Annotated in this window: 17 protein-coding genes; 8 read left to right on the top strand and 9 right to left on the bottom strand. The window is 34.9% G+C overall.

The window, feature by feature from the left end:
• Positions 1-8 precede the first annotated feature (8 nt).
• Both MMB69_RS15975 and MMB69_RS15970 read left to right on the top strand, forming a co-directional pair.
• Entirely contained in the window at positions 9-1,337 is a 1,329-nt protein-coding gene (locus MMB69_RS15975) for a PTS sugar transporter subunit IIC (RefSeq protein ID WP_098333466.1), read from the top strand.
• Positions 1,338-1,449: 112 nt separating this feature from the next.
• Positions 1,450-2,343 carry an ROK family protein gene (locus MMB69_RS15970; RefSeq protein WP_221782454.1) on the top strand — a complete coding sequence of 298 codons (894 nt, stop codon included), beginning with the start codon at positions 1,450-1,452 and terminating at the stop codon, positions 2,341-2,343.
• A gap of 257 nt (positions 2,344-2,600) precedes the next feature.
• Here the strand turns inward: MMB69_RS15970 and MMB69_RS15965 are convergent, their stop codons facing one another.
• Positions 2,601-3,098 carry a DinB family protein gene (locus MMB69_RS15965; RefSeq protein WP_153252600.1) on the bottom strand — a complete coding sequence of 166 codons (498 nt, stop codon included), beginning with the start codon at positions 3,096-3,098 and terminating at the stop codon, positions 2,601-2,603.
• Between the two features lie 214 nt (positions 3,099-3,312).
• On the opposite strand from MMB69_RS15965, the gene MMB69_RS15960 reads away from it, so the two are divergent.
• The gene (locus tag MMB69_RS15960; RefSeq protein ID WP_221782456.1) at positions 3,313-4,107 is read left to right on the top strand and encodes a hypothetical protein; all 795 of its coding nucleotides are present in this window, start codon (positions 3,313-3,315) and stop codon (positions 4,105-4,107) included.
• A 185-nt stretch (positions 4,108-4,292) separates the two neighbouring features.
• Here MMB69_RS15960 and MMB69_RS15955 read toward each other — a convergent pair whose 3' ends face one another.
• Positions 4,293-4,604: a DMT family transporter gene (locus tag MMB69_RS15955; RefSeq protein ID WP_221782458.1), complete on the bottom strand. Its 312-nt coding sequence runs from the start codon at positions 4,602-4,604 to the stop codon at positions 4,293-4,295.
• Complete coding sequence (locus MMB69_RS15950; RefSeq protein WP_013056402.1) at positions 4,604-4,942, bottom strand: DMT family transporter; 339 nt, start codon at positions 4,940-4,942, stop codon at positions 4,604-4,606. The genes MMB69_RS15955 and MMB69_RS15950 overlap by 1 nt, the downstream gene beginning before the upstream one ends.
• A 184-nt stretch (positions 4,943-5,126) precedes the next feature.
• On the opposite strand from MMB69_RS15950, the gene MMB69_RS15945 reads away from it, so the two are divergent.
• On the top strand, positions 5,127-6,020 hold the full coding sequence (locus tag MMB69_RS15945) for a LysR family transcriptional regulator (protein ID WP_221782460.1): 894 nt from the start codon (positions 5,127-5,129) through the stop codon (positions 6,018-6,020).
• A 298-nt stretch (positions 6,021-6,318) separates the two neighbouring features.
• Here the strand turns inward: MMB69_RS15945 and MMB69_RS15940 are convergent, their stop codons facing one another.
• From MMB69_RS15940 to MMB69_RS15930, 3 genes are all read right to left on the bottom strand, one after another.
• A complete protein-coding gene (locus MMB69_RS15940; protein WP_221782462.1) occupies positions 6,319-6,465 on the bottom strand; it encodes a BH0509 family protein in 147 nt (48 codons plus the stop codon).
• Positions 6,466-7,350: 885 nt separating this feature from the next.
• A complete protein-coding gene (locus MMB69_RS15935; RefSeq protein WP_013056409.1) occupies positions 7,351-7,551 on the bottom strand; it encodes a cold-shock protein in 201 nt (66 codons plus the stop codon).
• 736 nt (positions 7,552-8,287) lie between these two features.
• Positions 8,288-8,932: a glycosyltransferase gene (locus tag MMB69_RS15930; protein WP_221782464.1), complete on the bottom strand. Its 645-nt coding sequence runs from the start codon at positions 8,930-8,932 to the stop codon at positions 8,288-8,290.
• Positions 8,933-9,511: 579 nt separating this feature from the next.
• On the opposite strand from MMB69_RS15930, the gene MMB69_RS15925 reads away from it, so the two are divergent.
• Positions 9,512-10,306 (top strand): DUF2935 domain-containing protein, encoded by a 795-nt coding sequence (locus tag MMB69_RS15925; protein WP_221782466.1) that lies wholly within the window; start codon positions 9,512-9,514, stop codon positions 10,304-10,306.
• Positions 10,307-10,640: 334 nt separating this feature from the next.
• A complete protein-coding gene (locus MMB69_RS15920) occupies positions 10,641-12,236 on the top strand; it encodes an acetolactate synthase large subunit (RefSeq protein WP_221782467.1) in 1,596 nt (531 codons plus the stop codon).
• A gap of 19 nt (positions 12,237-12,255) precedes the next feature.
• Here MMB69_RS15920 and MMB69_RS15915 read toward each other — a convergent pair whose 3' ends face one another.
• Positions 12,256-12,819, bottom strand: a complete 564-nt coding sequence (locus tag MMB69_RS15915; protein WP_221782469.1) for a hypothetical protein — start codon at positions 12,817-12,819, stop codon at positions 12,256-12,258.
• 329 nt (positions 12,820-13,148) lie between these two features.
• Positions 13,149-14,579 carry a PQQ-dependent sugar dehydrogenase gene (locus tag MMB69_RS15910; RefSeq protein ID WP_221782471.1) on the bottom strand — a complete coding sequence of 477 codons (1,431 nt, stop codon included), beginning with the start codon at positions 14,577-14,579 and terminating at the stop codon, positions 13,149-13,151.
• A gap of 316 nt (positions 14,580-14,895) precedes the next feature.
• Here MMB69_RS15910 and MMB69_RS15905 point away from each other — a divergent pair, with 316 nt between their 5' ends.
• Together MMB69_RS15905 and MMB69_RS15900 are read left to right on the top strand one after the other, a co-directional pair.
• The gene (locus MMB69_RS15905) at positions 14,896-15,270 is read left to right on the top strand and encodes a cupredoxin domain-containing protein (protein WP_221782473.1); all 375 of its coding nucleotides are present in this window, start codon (positions 14,896-14,898) and stop codon (positions 15,268-15,270) included.
• Between the two features lie 252 nt (positions 15,271-15,522).
• Positions 15,523-15,693 carry a hypothetical protein gene (locus MMB69_RS15900; protein WP_221782475.1) on the top strand — a complete coding sequence of 57 codons (171 nt, stop codon included), beginning with the start codon at positions 15,523-15,525 and terminating at the stop codon, positions 15,691-15,693.
• Positions 15,694-16,012: 319 nt separating this feature from the next.
• On the opposite strand, the gene MMB69_RS15895 is transcribed toward MMB69_RS15900, so the two are convergent.
• On the bottom strand, positions 16,013-16,417 hold the full coding sequence (locus MMB69_RS15895; RefSeq protein WP_221782477.1) for a hypothetical protein: 405 nt from the start codon (positions 16,415-16,417) through the stop codon (positions 16,013-16,015).
• Positions 16,418-16,652: the final 235 nt, after the last annotated feature.

The raw sequence follows: 16,652 nt of genomic DNA, 5'->3' as shown, positions 1-16,652 counted from the left end.
GTACCCCTATGGGTCGCTTAGAAAGTGTATTTGAAAAGTTCACCCCGTTCTTCCTTCGATTTGCAAATGCAAAACCAACACTTGCAATTAAGGATGGGTTTATTTTAACAATGCCGATGACAATTATCGGCTCTCTCTTTCTACTAATTCTCGCTGCCCCGATTCCAGGCTGGGAAGAGACTATGGTGAAATTCTTTGGAGAACAGTGGAACCTTCCACTTACCCAGGTTGTCGGTTCTACATTTGATATTCTGGCTCTTATTGGTGTGTTTGGAATTGCTTATTCATACGTCCGGAACGAAAAAATTGAAGGTACGCCAGCTGGTATTTTAGGTGTAGTTGCCTTCCTTATTATCACTCAGGCCTCTGTCTTGACAAAAAGCGGAGAAACCGTCACAGGTGTTATTCCCAAAGTTTGGACCGGCGGGCAGGGTGTACTAGCCTCGATTGTAGTTGGTTTATTTGTTGGCTTTGTGTATTCACAGTTTATTAAGCGTGATATTCGTATTAAAATGCCAGAAGGTGTTCCGCCAGGCGTTGCGAACTCGTTCTCTGCACTAATTCCTGGGTTTGCCATTATTACAGTAGCTGCCATTGTCTTTGGATTATGCCAAGCTTTTGCAAATAAGACATTTACTGAAATTGTTTATAAACTGCTGCAAGTACCCGTACAAAATTTGACAGACACGCTTACCGGTGCAGTTCTTATCATGGTCTTAATGTCACTTCTTTGGTGGTGTGGAATTCATGGTGCTGCCATTATTATGGGAGTAATGGGACCGCTCCTAACAGCTAATGCTTTACAAAACCAAGCTATATTGGATTCTGGTAAAGAGCTTGTTGTAGGAGAAAATGCTAAAGTTGTAACTATTCAATTCTTGGATGTATTTACGAAACTGGGAGGATCAGGTATTACCATTGGTTTTATTATTGCAGCCCTTATAGTGGCCCGGTCATCGCACTTAAAGCAGCTCGGTCGATTATCTTTAGCTCCTGGCTTATTCAATATAAACGAGCCCATCATTTTTGGTATGCCAATTGTATTTAACCCAATAATGTTTGTTCCTTTTATTGTTGTTCCTGCAATCGCATCATTTATGGTCTACTTCTCTATCATTTGGGGATGGGTAGAGCCTTTCAATGCACTTCAGGTTCCTTGGACCACACCGCCGGTTGTTTCTGGCTTCTTGATTGGCGGCTGGAGAGGGGCTTTATTGCAAATAGTAACCATTGCAATGTCAGTGATGATTTATCTTCCTTTCGTTAGAATGCAAGATCGTATTTCTTACAACGAAGAGCTTGAAGCAAAAAAACAATCAGAAAGTAATATTGCTTGAAACAACTAAATAAAGAATTACCCCCGGTATAATTTTATAGGGGGTAATTCTTTATTTATGCGCTTATAATGAAGTTATAGTCAATATTTTAAATAAGAAAGTAGGATATACAATGAAATTTGTATTAGCTTGTGATATTGGTGGTACCGATTTAAAAATGGGTAAATTTTCTCTTTCCGGTGATCTTGTTGAATCCGTAAAAATACCTCTAGTCAACAGGAAAGGGCAGACTATTCTTACTCAAATTGAAAGCCAAATGGATTCTGATGTAGTAGGGCTAGCTCTAAGCATACCTGGTTTTATTAATCCTAATACAGGTTTTATTGAAATGGGCGGTGCTATTGAAGATTTTAATGGGTTCAATATCTTTGAATACTTTAAAGAACGATTTCCTGATTTGGCAATAAGTGCAGAAAACGATGCGAATTGTGTAGCTCTAGCAGAAAAATGGAAAGGAAGTGCAAAAGAAGAGACTGACTTTCTTTGTCTAACTATTGGAACAGGAATTGGAGGCGCAATTTATTTGAACGACGCTCTTTATAGAGGGAGACGTAACCGGTCTGGTGAGTTTGGACATATGTTCAGTGAACACGTTACGAGTGATATTGCAGAAAATCATAAATTTAACAAAACATCTACGCTAGCAGTCATTCGTGAAAAATATGCAACGTGTATGAACATACCTTTTCAACATGTCTCAGGTGAACAAATTTTTGAAGCTTACGACCAAGGGGAAGAAGTGGCATCACTTCTGGTTAGTGACTTATATAGTGGATTGGCAATGAACATCTTAAACTTATATTATGTGTTTGCTCCTCCTACTTTTTATATTGGGGGAGGGATTACCTCAAGAAAAACATTCATAAACGAATTAAAACAGAGAATCTTAGAAATTGATCCAGCATTCTCTGCTGTTATCAGGTCTACTAGTTTTGGAAATCAATCAGGTATGATTGGTGCAGTTTACCATCATATTGCGTCTCAAAAAACGTTGGAGTTAATTTAATACTAAATAGTAGAGCTATATATTTTTATAATAAATTTATTATAAAAAGCTAGGACATGTACAGACCATCATGAAAAGCTTTGCGCCTTAATAAGGAATCTAAGAGTGATTCTTATGAAATTGTCATCTACAATCAAGAGAATCAAATAATAAGTTAAAGAAATAGTACATAACGACAGTAAAGCCCTAAACAGTGTTCAGTGAACGCTGTTTAGGGCTTCTTTTCTGCCAACTATTATGGCTTAAGCGCTGTTTTATTAAGCAGGAAAGCCTCCTGTTGGCGGTGGCCATGCTCCATTTAACCTTCTCATAATGACAATTTCACCTAGATGATAGCTGTTGTGAGAAGCAATATTACGCAATAATCCCCCTGGGGTTTCACTTGGCCAAGCATCCAGAGGTTCTTCGATTGCTAATGTATCCGCTAAGTGACAAGCTTCGTCAATTCCATCACAAAAATGCTGGATTGTCTTTTTCCATTCTTCTTCATCAACCGGAGCAGGGTGTTCAGGCCAGCTTTCACTTACACTTTTCGGTCTTTCAGGGTTTTCTCCTTTAGCAAGAGCAAGTAAAAAGTCTTGCCAATAGCTCATATGCTTCACTAATTGATAAATAGAATAAGGTAATTCCTTTTGTTTATGTGAAGCAAGCTCCATATTAATATCAGTTATTGCGTTAATCGTTGGAAGATGACCTCTTTCACCTCGCAGTGATTTGATAAGCGCATCACGAAATGCTGTATTCGTTTGTGTCATGTTTTTTCCGGCCTTTCTTTTTCAAAGTATTAAGCTTGTAACAGTCTAACACAAATTAGTTTAATATATGTACTTTTGTGATTAACGATTTACTATAACAAAGCCACTAAAATAAATAGTCTCAATCACAATTTTTTGTTTGTAAGTCACCTTTATATGATGAAATATGGTTTAATATAAAATATATAGAAATAAGTAGAAAAAGGTACCCTTTATGGAAAGTGAAAAAGATTATGTGATTTTGAGAAAAACGATAACAACTCTTTCTACAAGCTTTATTTTAGCTTACCTCTTGGCAATAACGGGTCTAGTTCTACAGCTCACTGATGAAGAAGAACTGTCGTATCATATCGGAAACGACATGGCAGGATGGTTCCTTGTGTATCTTTTTTATATAGGTGCAGTCATTGCTGTTTACGGGAATTTTGTCTCAGTTATACTGGACGCTATTCGAAAGAAATGGCTTCCCAACATGAGGTGGCTATTTGTCTTCTTCCACGGCATATTTGGTTTAATTAACGGTTTGTTCTTTCAAGATACATATTTGGCTTATTACGGAATGGCAGCTGCTGTGTTATATGCATGTATAGATTGGTGGGTAGAAAGAAGAATTGACAGGGAAAAAAGTACAAAAGTATTACTAATTATACCTCTTGTTCTTTTACTTCTCAGTTGGAGTATATTAGAAGCGATATCACCTAGTCTTCCGCCATTTACCAAAGAAGATGCCATAGAGTTTACGACAAGTGGTGAAGGAACGGATATTGATCTATTTCCTGATAAAGCGGGAACGTGGAAAGGAACGTTTGAGGGATATCACGTTCAAAGAAGCACTCGTGCTAAAAAATTAAATAAAGAGTTATACCTTGTGACCTTTGAAGAAAACTGGACCAACGGGAAACGAAAAGGACGCTATGTAATGTCTTATAAAGTAGATCGCAGCAGTGTCTCAGGGTATGGAGGAAGTGGCACAACACCTCCTTATTATGAGAAGGTATTACAACAATAAAATAGTGAAAATTAAGTTTATGAATAAAGGAGCTTTGATCTATGTCTAAAATTTCTCTAGCAGAAGCTGTGAAATTGAAAAGTTTATTATCAAAACGAATACATGAATTAGAAGAAGAGATGAACCGAGTTGCATTGGTGCCCTTACTTATAAGTTAAGTAAGGGCCTTATTTATCTTATTTTTATTAGAAAGCTTTCAGTATAATAACACCTGTAATAATAAGAGTAACCGAGATAATCTTTCTTTTGTTTTTTGATTCCTTAAATATATAAATACCTAACAGCGTTGTACTAACAATCGTCAGCCCTGCCCATATAGCAAAAACAATTCCCATTTCAAAATAGTGCGTCGTTAGAGAAATAAAATAAATACAAGCAATGAAGAGTAGAAATGCGCCTATCGTGGGAACAGTTTGTCCAAAGCCTTTAGATAGTTTTACACACATTTGCCCTGCAATGCCTAAAACTAAGCCCATCGTTAAAAATACGTATCCCATTACGCTGTCCTTCTTTCTTTAGAGCTCCCTTTAATGTTAAGAGAAACTGCACCGATTATAATAAGAGAAACTCCTAAAATTTTAGATAAAGAAATAGTTTCATCAAAAAAGATAATACCTGTGACAACAACAAGTACAGTTGCTCCTCCTGCATACAAAGCACTTGCTACTCCTACTTCACCTTTGGCGTTAAGTAGCATATAAGCAGCAATTGAAGAACAATAAAATAGTATGGCGAAAACAGTCGGAACAAAGTTTGTGAATCCATTTGTAAGATTAAGAAAAAATACTGCGATTACCTCCAAGATGATGGCAAGAAACAATAGTAAATAAAACAATCAGATTTCCTCCTTTCAGTCACCTTATTTTAAGAACTTTACGTAATTGCTACTAAATAATTGCAGTAGCACTCGGATGTCATTATTTTATCTAGAGCTTGATATCTTGTAAAATAATGATAAATGATTATAGATATCACTATTATTAATACCTAAATGAATGCAAGTGGAAAGGAGGATGTTTATGGAAGTAGAAGATATACGCATATTTATGGCTGTAGCAGAATACGGCAGTGTAAGCCTTGCCGCTGATAAGCTAGGCTATGTCCAACCAAATGTAACAGCACGTATTCGGTCTCTTGAACGAAAAATTGGACACCCATTGTTTCATCGTCACAGACGAGGAATGACATTAAATGTAGAAGGTCGAAAACTTTTAACATATGGAGAACAAATGATGCGGCTGATAGATGAAATAGAGAAAGCGTTTCAAGATGAGCGTAACCTTGTTGGATCATTATGTATTGGATTAGTTGAAACGGTAGTAGGGTTTCCTGAAATCATTTCTTCCTATCATAATAAGCACAAAAATGTGGATATTTCTTTAGTATCAGGAGTAAGTGCACAATTAATAGAGAAAGTTCTTAAGTTCCAGTTAGACGGGGCATTTGTAGCAGAACCAGTAAATGTGTCAACGCTTGATCAAATTCCAGCTTTTGATGAAGAAATTGTACTTGTATGCAGTGCAAATGAGAACAGGAAGAAACAGATTCAGTCTGCCAAAGAGTTACTGCATTTACCATTCATTTTATTTAATGAAGGCTGTCAATATAGAGAAAGGCTACAGCAGTGGTTAAAAGAAGAACAGATCGTATCCCCAAAAATTATGGAATTTGCTACACTTGAAACGATTATGGGGACAGTAGTTTCTGGTCTTGGTGTGACACTTATAGCCCGGTCATTAGCGGAGAGATATGAGAGGGAAGGGTTAGTACAGCTCTTTTCAATACCTGAGCCTTACAGAAACCTCAGGATTGTGTACATTCGACGCTCTGACTCTTATCTAGGCGTAACTGAGCGTGAATTTATAAAGACAATCAGCGAAGTGAGAGAAGGGAAAAATCAGAGAACGAATTAAATCGATTATAGAAGATATAAACGAACACACGATTGTAGAAAGAGTTGAATCGGACGAAGTAGGAGGGCTAAAGATCTTTTTATCTCAAGGTTATTTATTAGAGGTGTTTCCGGATACTTCAGAAGACGATGAATATAGTGAGTTCTGGAGACTTTTCAACCGAAAGGAAGACAGCCCGCACTTTGTTGTCACAGGAAATGGTATTGAAAACGAGTAATCTTATAATTAAAGAAACGAAAAAAGCACAAACCCGTTGGAACCAAACGTTTTTGTGCTTTTTTCTTATTTTATAGTTGAGTTACATATAATCATAAGCGGAATCATCAAAATAGAGCCAGTGATAATATTCAACCTGCGGATCTGTCATTTTTAAAACTTCTTCTTCATTGAATTTTTGATACTCAACTAATTTCTGCACTTTAGAATTTCTTTCCACTTGGCTCATTTTAAATCCTCCTTATAGTTTGAGAAATAACGATGTATTTAAATTTAGAAAGCGTTTTCTTTTGTTCTTGTTTTTATTATATATCTCAATATGAGATTAAAACAATATCAATTATAGATGATTTTTCAAAAAACAATATAGAAATGGTATTATGGCGTCGGATTGGGACAACAAGGCTTCTGCAATCGAAATTAAATAATAGGTCATTGCCAAGGGCCAGGCTAAAAATTTTTTGTTAGTATCGTTGCTTAATCCCTGAAAAACATCATGATAGCTAATTCTATAAATTAGAAACAAAGCTAGCTGTGTTAAGCTAGCTTTATATTTTTTATGCTGTTTTGCAGAGCGGTTAATTTTCAACTGTCGTTCACTTTGTTATAAAAACTCTTTAACAATTTCATCATGTTACGCCCCGAAGTTCTTGACATTTGATGATGATCTTCATCATCACGCGTACTCAGGTACCAGCTTCCCTTGTTATCTTCATTTAATCTGTATACCTTATTGGTTCTATTATCTGTATAAAAGTTTCCATCCTTCAGTCTCAAACAATCGCCCCTCTACCAAGTATCTATCCTGTATTATGCCCAAGATATCAATTTTATGAAAAATTTTATATACACAAAAACAGCAGATTTCTTAATACGCTTACTATTTTGTAAGCAATCTACAGAGGTGCAAAAAAGGATAAGAGCTATGAGTGAGAAAATATTTAGTGATGGAGAAATAGTAAATAGAAGAGTATCGAATGAATTAGTGACAATTTTAAAAAGTCATTATGTAAAAAACATGAACTATAATTATTGATGAATAAGTGTTGATATAAAAATCTTTTTAAGTAAAAACAGACTCTGAAAATAGAGTCTGCTTTTTTAGTATGGTTTCTTATGCTTTATTTACGTTTGTCGCTTGTGGTCCACGTTGCCCCTGTTCGATATCAAAAGTCACTTCTTGACCTTCATCCAAGGATTTAAAGCCTTCACCTTGAATAGCTGAGAAGTGAACAAATACATCTTCTCCACCTTCACGCTCAATAAATCCAAAACCTTTGTCAGCATTAAACCATTTCACTTTACCGTGTTCCATTTTTTGTTGCCTCCTAGAATATAGAAAATAAACCAGATTATCATTAAATCTAGCTTATTTATTATATTATCCCAATAGAGACATCTTAAACTTAAATTAATGTGATCTTTCTAACTTTCTTTATCACTACTCATGCCACTAAAAGGTAATAAGTGTATGCCTATGTACATCATAACGGGATTCTCGTGCAAAAACTTCAACATATTTATAAGTGATCTTTTACACACGGAAATGATAGACGTCGAGTATTAGCCAATGTTCACACGATCATTAAGGGCACTGTATTCATAAATATGAACCTAAATTAGATGAGAAAGCACAATGGGAGCGGTCTGTTCAAAAAGAAAGGGAAGTTCACTCAAAAATTTTTTGAACAGTGGCGTAAAAATAGATTCTGTTAGATAAGAATCTATATGTCATTTTCATATAAATACAACCTTCGCACTACCATCCGTAAACTTATTTACACATAAAAAATGACGCCGTTGGAGGCGCCATTTTTTATAGAATAGAAAAGGACACACCCTATGCACGGGCGGTACTCTAAACACATCGTCTTGATTTGATAATACCCAGTGTTTAAATTTAATAAACCTTTGGTTATAACGCTTTATGCAGAATATCTACGTGTACCTGTTTAGTGAGCATAAGGTTTCTTAGAGTCATCAAGCAAAAGAGCCCTTACAGGTACAGTGTTTTATGAAGAAATTTCAAATAATACTGGATATTGTTAAAATTATTTATTGAATTTCTTTGGAAACTGCTTCACAACTCCCGCAGATATAGTATCTGCCATTAAGATAATATGTGATACTCCTTCATCAATTGCAACGATTCTTGCTTCCCAATCTTTTTCTAAGCTTGCAGATAAATCATTTGTCACTAATTTTAGATGCATATACAGTAATTTTTTTAAGTCTTCATTTTTTAAATAAGGGTTAGCCTGGCTAAGGAACGCTGCTATATCATCAGCATTTCGATACCATTCTTTGTTTAATTGATTCACCAAGGCTTTCTTTCCCGTTTTAGCTGCATCTACAATCTTGCCAGCAATCACAATATGTTCCTTGAGCAAAGCCGTAAGTTTGTTCCCAGCGTGCTCTCCGTATATTGGTTTCACAGCATTACCGATATCTTCTTGATTTTTTAATAACCTTGTCAACACCTGTTTTTGGTCTTCTGATCCTGCTGTTGTTGCACTTGTAATATAATTGCTTGTCCACAGTACATGATCCATCCAAAGTCTTCTGAATTCATTTTCAAACGTTACCTGAGATTGACTAACACGATGTTCTTGTGTTTCAGCACGAGCACTACTTGGTTCAACCAGCATGTTTAGCGAAAATAACAACGTAAATCCTATCCATAATAATCTTTTCATAAAAACTGCTCCTTCCAATTTAAATGATCCGTCTTATTATTTGTATATGGGATTTTTCACATTCCTTAAAACGTTATTTTCTAATAATAATTCTTTATAGAGTATTGTCATGCTACCAATCAGCTCACGCGGATGAAGGGTTACAGAAGATACCTTTCTATAAGGTGATAGTAGAGAATTCGAAATTTTAGGCTCTTGTATTTATACATTCATAAATATTATTACTCGTCTCATATGCTTATATAAAACTCTAGAAGAAAAAGAGGTAAAAAATGTGAAGCATATGCTAATAGTACGTAATCAGCATGTGAAGGAGGGACTTATTGGTCTTAAAATCCCCCATGTAAAGAAGATTCACTACTCTACATGTACCTGTTCTTTTTGTGATAAAAAGGCTGAAATCAAAATCTTTTATTCCATTCCTCAAAAATATAGTAAAACCAATTTTTAGATATAAGAATACATCGAAAAAGCTCAATTCTGAAAAGACTTGAGCTTTTTATGTGAGCCTAAGCATGTCCAGACATAAAGCAGAATAACTTAGAATGAAACTAATTTACAATTATAGGAGGATTAATAATGACTAATGCATTTGTTGCACAATCCTTAGATGAAATTCGTTTTTGGTCAAGGATTATGAAGGAACACTCATTGTTTCTTCGATTAGGTTTTAGAGGTGAGGATACACAATTAATTCAGGAAGCGAATCAATTTTATCGTTTGTTTGAAGATATTGAACAGCGGTCTCATTCATTTACGAATCAAACAGATCCGGAGCAAATGAAAAGATTTAATTCAGAAGTCCAACGAGCCGCCACAGGTATATTTGCTTTTAAGAGAAAAATTTTAGGTTTAATCTTAACCTGTCAACTGCCGGGCTCAAATAACTTTCCTCTTTTGGTTGATCATACTAGTAGAGAAGCCAACTATTTTAGAAAACGATTAATTGAATTAAACGAAGGGAAATTGAAGCCACTCGCTGATGCCATTATAAAGGAAAATGTCTTCTTTTTAAGAATTATGGCTGATCATGCCCAGTTTATAGGCCATCTTCTTGATCCATCAGAAAGAAAACTTGTAGATATGGCGAGAAATTTCAGTCATGATTTTGATCAATTAGTTTTTCAAGCAAGAGATTTAGAGTCTATGAAGCCTCAATCTCAAACGGTACCTCTTTTGGATCAATTTCTTGATCAGAATCGTGTTTCAGTGGCTTCCCTTAGAGACTTTAAAAAAACAGCGAGAGATTTAATTGAGGAATGTAAAATTAAAAGTATTATTCATCCTCTTTTAGCTGATCATGTTTTTCGAGAGGCTGAAAGGTTCCTTCATATTATCGATATGTTTGAAAAGAGTCTTCAAACACAAAAATAATACATTGATGCTTCCTTTTTACAAATCTTAATGACTTAATTTAAAAGGCTTCACTTTTAAGGGGGCCTTTTTTTGTTAATTAACAAAGAAACGATCATTGAAGCGTTCTTTTATTACAATTTTTTACTCAGCCAATTATTTATATATTATCTAAAAAATGTATTTAATATAAGAACCTAATGGTTACACTAGAAACAATAGTTAGTGAGTATGATTTCATTCCATATATTTACGATTTCGGTTAGTCAAAACTAGAAAAAACGAGATAAGAATTAATGAGCTATTTCTTTCACATAAGCTTGTTAGAATACTATCTAGAGAGAGGTCGAACAATATGAAAGTGACGGACACACTTGTTCAGTGTTTAGAAAATGAGGGAGTTGAATATATTTTCGGAATACCTGGTAAAGAAACATTGGATTTTATTGATTCTTTATCCAACTCTAAACAGATTCAATTCGTGAATGTGCGGCATGAGCAAGGAGCTGCTTTTATGGCAGATGTATACGGAAGGTTAACAAACAAAGTAGGGGTATGTTTGTCTACATTAGGCCCTGGAGCTACTAATTTATTGACGGGTATATCTAGTGCAAAGCTAGACCACTCTCCTGTTGTAGCATTAACGGGACAGGCTGCTTTGGGGAGACAACATAAAGAGTCACATCAATATATGGACATTATTAAAATGGTAGAACCGGCAACGAAGTGGTGTGTTCAAATAAAAGATTCACAAACGCTTTCTGAGATTATTCGAAAAGCATTTAAAATTGCACAGATGGAAAAGCCAGGACCCGTAGTAGTAGAATTGCCAGAAGACTTAGCAACTCAAATCGTTCCCATTAAACCTATTTCACCTACATCTATACCCGTAAGTATACCTATCATGGAGTCAATTCAGGCTGCCAATACTCTTATTAAGCAGTATGAGAGACCTTTTGTTATTATCGGTAACGGCGTTGTTAGACAGGAAGCCGTGGATGAGCTTCAACTATTTATTGAACACCTTCAATCACCGGTTACCCATAGTTATATGGCTAAAGGTGTGTTATCTAAAGATCATCCACAAAATTTCTTTACGTTTGGATTTAATGAAAAAGATGAAGTGCTCGCAGGCTTAAAAGAAGCTGATCTGCTTATTGTAATTGGGTTTGATTTTGTCGAAAAGTTACCCAAAGAATGGAACATCGAAAAAACACCAATTTTACATATAGATACTTTAACGGCAGAAATAGATGAATATTATCCTGTAGAAGTGGAATTGGTTGGAGATATAAAGCAGACTTTACGAGTATTCAATCAGCTGGATATCCCTTCTAAACCGTGGACTCCCTCTGGCAATCTCCAGGAGCAAATTAAGCAATCCTATCACATTGAAGAGAAAAAGATAGATAGTAATTTACTGCCTTTGACAATCGAGAATATCTTGCATAGTATTGACAAGCTCTCTTCAGAGGAAACAATTGTGATTTCAGATGTGGGAGCTCATAAAGTATCTATAGCTCGAACTTATCAACCCAAAAACGCTAACAAGTTCATTATATCAAATGGTCTAGCTTCCATGGGTATTGCTTTACCAGGCTCAATTGGGGCTAAACTAGCCTGCCCTAATGATCCAGTTATTTGTATTACTGGAGATGGAGGAGCTTTAATGAATTTTGCTGAAATAGAGACGGCAAAGCGCTTAGGGCTTTCATTCATCATTATTGTCTTAAACGACTCTACATTAAAAATAGAGCAGGAAATGATGAACAAAAAGTTTGGTAAGAGCTATGGAGTAACTTTTACAAACCCAAATTTTGTCCAATTCGCAACTAGCTTTGGAATTAAAGGAGAACGGGCAAATAGTTTAGTCGAATTTGAAAATATAATAAAAAGAGCCCTAAAAAATTCAGATGAGATTGTCCTAATTGACGTTCTTCTAAAAAGCTAATTGCGATTTCTCCATTATTTTAAAAGAAAATAAATGTTTTTAATTTTTTTAAATAAGCTAAGCTGAGCTCAACCCAAATCCAACTATAAAGGAAAGTAAATACAAAAATTAAACCAGTAGTAGAAAGAGAAAAATTATTGGAAATCACAGGACCTAGTACTGGGAATTTGAAACCGTACAATAAAGTAATAATCCCAACAGTTAATGAGGTGGCCCCACTTATAATAATGTACAATCTCTTTTTAAAAAAGTAAAAAGCTGCTCCTATGCCCACTCCCAATATTCCTGTTGTAAAAGGAAAAATAATAAGTTCACTTGGCTGGATAATCAGAAGAAGCAGATTTGTTAGTATATAGGTAAGAAACCCTAGAGGGAGCGAAAGTATAAAACAAAAAAGAATGGGTGCAGTAGATAATGGACTAATGAAAACTCCTATTCCTGGTAAGAAACCTCCTGCTGATTGAAAAAAGGCTGCTAAGCTGGCGAAAAGAGCGCCTGATACAAGCTGCTTAGTTTTAGATAGTCTATTAAAAAGAAGCTGCGTAGATTTTACTTCATTTGAAAGAGACTTTAAAAAGTACATGAATTTCACCTCGGTTAACTGTTTTTACATTATAAGGGGGTAAAGGTCGATTTAGACCACTGCCCGATATATCAACTCTTACATGTAATATATAAAGAAATTAAGAGGGAGCACTAATAAGTCGCATTTACTTTTACAGACATAGGTCGTACTTTCTAAAGGTATGGTATTTTAGCCCATAAAATGAATCTTTTATGGGCTTTATTGATTAAAGGCTTTCTTATTTTCTAGAAAGTTCATTTGCTCATTACTATAAAATAGCTGCTGAAAAAATTAAGCTATAATTTTTGGGAGAAAATCAATGTCCAGTCGAATTTTATAAATGTAAATCATGGAACAATTTCAAAAACAGTACCTTGATTAAAGTCAGACACTTTCATAGAGCCATAAACTCCTAAATAAAGCCTGGTTTGATCCAGGTTCGTTCCCAAACTAACGTAGTAAGCTGATTGAGAACCAAAATTATAATCAATTTCCACAATACTAAAATCATTTAGCTTACAATCTGTACTTGCCTTGGTATAAGCTAAAACTCCTCTAACTGGAGACTGAGATTCTTTAACCTGGGCAATGTCGGTAAACATAACGCTTCCTGTTAAGCTAGGGATTTTATTTCCCATATATGGCTGAACTCCAGTAAGGGAGGTTCCCCAAAATTTACCGAGACGGGAATCTTTATGAAAATAACTAGTTAAAGGCTGAAGACGTCTCGCTGAAGTTTTTACTGCTTCATCGTAATAAGCAATTATTTTCTCATCCAAGGCCGGATTTTCAGAACACCTCCTTATAAACGAAGTAGGGAAAGTTCCTTCCCATCCCCGCCAGCCAAGGTTAATAAACCCTTCTTGGCTGAGTTTAGCTCTCATTAAAGAAGCCTGAATAAGTTGAGGAACAGGTATTGGTTTATAATGAACGAATGAAAAAATCGACTCTACCACATCTTGTCCAACATTTCCCACATATTTGATATACTGATTATAAAATCTTTGAAATGAAATGCCCGTTATGTTGCGAACTCCTTTGGCAATGAGCGTAAGGGTTTCCTGAATAGGTGAGGGGAGTTCGTTAAAGCGTGTGACTGCGGGTGGATTATGGATGAATGTATTCTTACTTACATCAATTTCAATTATTTTTCCGTAAATCTCCATATCATCCTGACTTAAATTAAAGGGGTCATATCCTGATCCGCCATCTCCGATTGTTAAGATAAGTTTTCCAGTTTCAGGTGAAAAGTTTAAGCTGTTAACACCATTATGATTAAAAAATGGTCTTCTTAAGTTAAGTAACGTCCGTCTTTTTTGAGGTTGCCCATTTGGCTGGAAAATCCATTCTTCCACTGTATCAATATGATCATATTTAGTTTCTCTATTTATCCACTTTAGGTTTGAAGTTTTAGGATCACACGGGTTAGGCTTAAAATGTTCAGAAAGTGCACCTGGTCCTTGTGTTCCAGCTACTGAGTAATGAAGATAAAACAGACCGTTATAATAAAATTCTGGATGAAACGCTAGCCCCAGCAATCCTCGTTCATCATATCCCCCACGAGAAACACCTGGTTCAGACGTACCCAATTTTATGATTTGTGAGCGAATATCTAAAAAAGTCCGTATAGCGCCGTCTCTTATATAAAAGATCTCTCCTACTTGGGTTGCAATAAATAAGCTTTCAAATGAGTCACCCGGAAGTATAGCTGTTTTCAAAACGGTAGGTAAATTTATCTTACTAATAATAGGCCGTAAACTAACCTTAGCTTTTATCAACTAACTTGACACTCCTTTTTAATGTTTTCTCTTATAAGAATATGATTGAAACTGTTCTATTAGTATCAATACTATTTTATAAAGTGCGGCAATTTAATTGAGAGACCTAATCGAGAAGCTTCTTTCATAAAACTTATTTATTCCTGATTAAGTTTGCAATTTTCTTCTCTTAGCACTAACGATTCTCCCAACTTTCCTAACTATTTGTAGTTTCCGGAAATTGTGACTAAGGAAAAATAATACTTAATTCACAAAAAATATTGATATTATTTTATGAATTGGAAAAGAATATGGCTTAGGAAAGGAGTGATTGCAAATGTCTATGAAAAAGTGGTTAACGGGATGGGTCATTTTGTTTGCGATGGTTATCGGTGTGATAACTTCAGGGGCACTCGGCGTTTTGGCCGAATCGGACGTGGTAAGACAGAAAGCCATGGAGGTTCAGTTGAACGATGATTACTTTAATCCAGAAACCATCACTATCCCAAGTGGAAAAATGATTACATTGATATTGAAAAATAAAGGTCAGAAAGAGCATACCTTCACAGTAGAAAAACTCGGAATTGACGCTGAAGTCCAGCCTGGAAAAGAAAAAACCATTGCCGTGAAACCACAAAATCCCGGTACATATGAACTGATATGTAGGTACCATTTTAATAGTGGAATGGTAGGGAAAGTGATAGTCAAATAATAAGCAGGGCCCATCGGTCTCTGCTTTTTGAAGTGAATATAGCATACTTTCTTAGTTAACATAATGGATTTTAAAGGTACAAATAAATCATTCACAAGTTCAAAAAAGTAATAAATATTAATTTGAAATATATACTAAGTGAAGAAAAGGCACAGAAAAGTATAGAATAAAAACAGCATTTATATCCACATTATTAAAAAACGTATCCTTAATGCGCAATGAGCTTTGTTTAATTAAAAGGAGGAATTTTATATGAGTGATAATCAATCAAATGATTTAGAACAGGTATCAGAGGAATTAGCTGATCTTGAGAAAGAGTTTGTAACAAAGCCTGCCAAGCCTTCTGATCCTTATCCGCATAAGTATTATACTGGAGACGTTTCTATAATTTCTAATGCTGTGCCAGGAAACGATAAAGAATAAAAGTTTCTTTATTAATATATAAGGGGAAACTTAGAACATTTAAGCTTAAGCTCTGTATTTTTTCAGAATCAAAATACATTTCATAAAGTTATATTTCATTTATTATTTTAAACCCAAAGTAATCGCTTTCATTTTTTTCTTTCCCAAAATCATTTGATAGGTTATAATAAATATCTACAAAACTATTAAATGATATGTAAGTAACAAGCAATTACACCCTTAATATTTAAACAGAAAAACTCCATTAAGGCATTAAGGGAGTTTTTCTGTTTTTATGTACACTATATAAGGGTAATTTTATCATAATAATAGGGCGAACTCACTTTTCAATTCTAACTAATGTTTTTTCTGGCATGTCAATATCGTCAATGTCAAAGTAATGGATGTTTAACGTTAATTTCCTCTTTTGCTCTTCAGCTTCTTCTCCTACCCAACAACTATACAATTCAAAAAAGTCTCCTGACTTAAGATAGCGGTCCATCAATTTGCATAGTGCAATTAGTTTTTCTTTTGATTCTTTGCGCCTGCTCTTATTCATATATTCCGTAATTTCAATTCCCCAGTCACTTGCAACTTCATAAACATAAAGGGTAGTAAATGGGTGTTTCTTTATGTTCAATCGATTTCTTTCATCTGAGAAGCAACTCCCAATAGTAACTAAATCATCTAATTCCTTATTAATAGGTAATTCTACGTTCGAGCCTATATAAGTAGCTAAACTCATTCGTATTCACTCCGTTCCTCATCTAAATAACCCATTAAGTTTTGTGGAACTAACCTAGGCTGTTAACATCCTAAGAAATACATCCTGTTATCAAAAAGGTTTTTTACTAAACTTTATTACAAATAATCGAGTTTTATTCAAGGTTTACTATTATTCTACTTAATATATGAGTAGGCTACGAAATGTTTATATACTTGTAAATGGGGGATTTACCATATAAGAACATTAATACTTA

The sequence above is a fragment of the Priestia sp. P5 genome (genome assembly GCF_029522155.1).
GTDB classification, from domain to species: domain Bacteria; phylum Bacillota; class Bacilli; order Bacillales; family Bacillaceae_H; genus Priestia; species Priestia megaterium_E.
The sequence above is the reverse complement of the archived record's forward strand: the minus strand, read 5'-3'. Positions and strand labels throughout refer to the sequence as shown.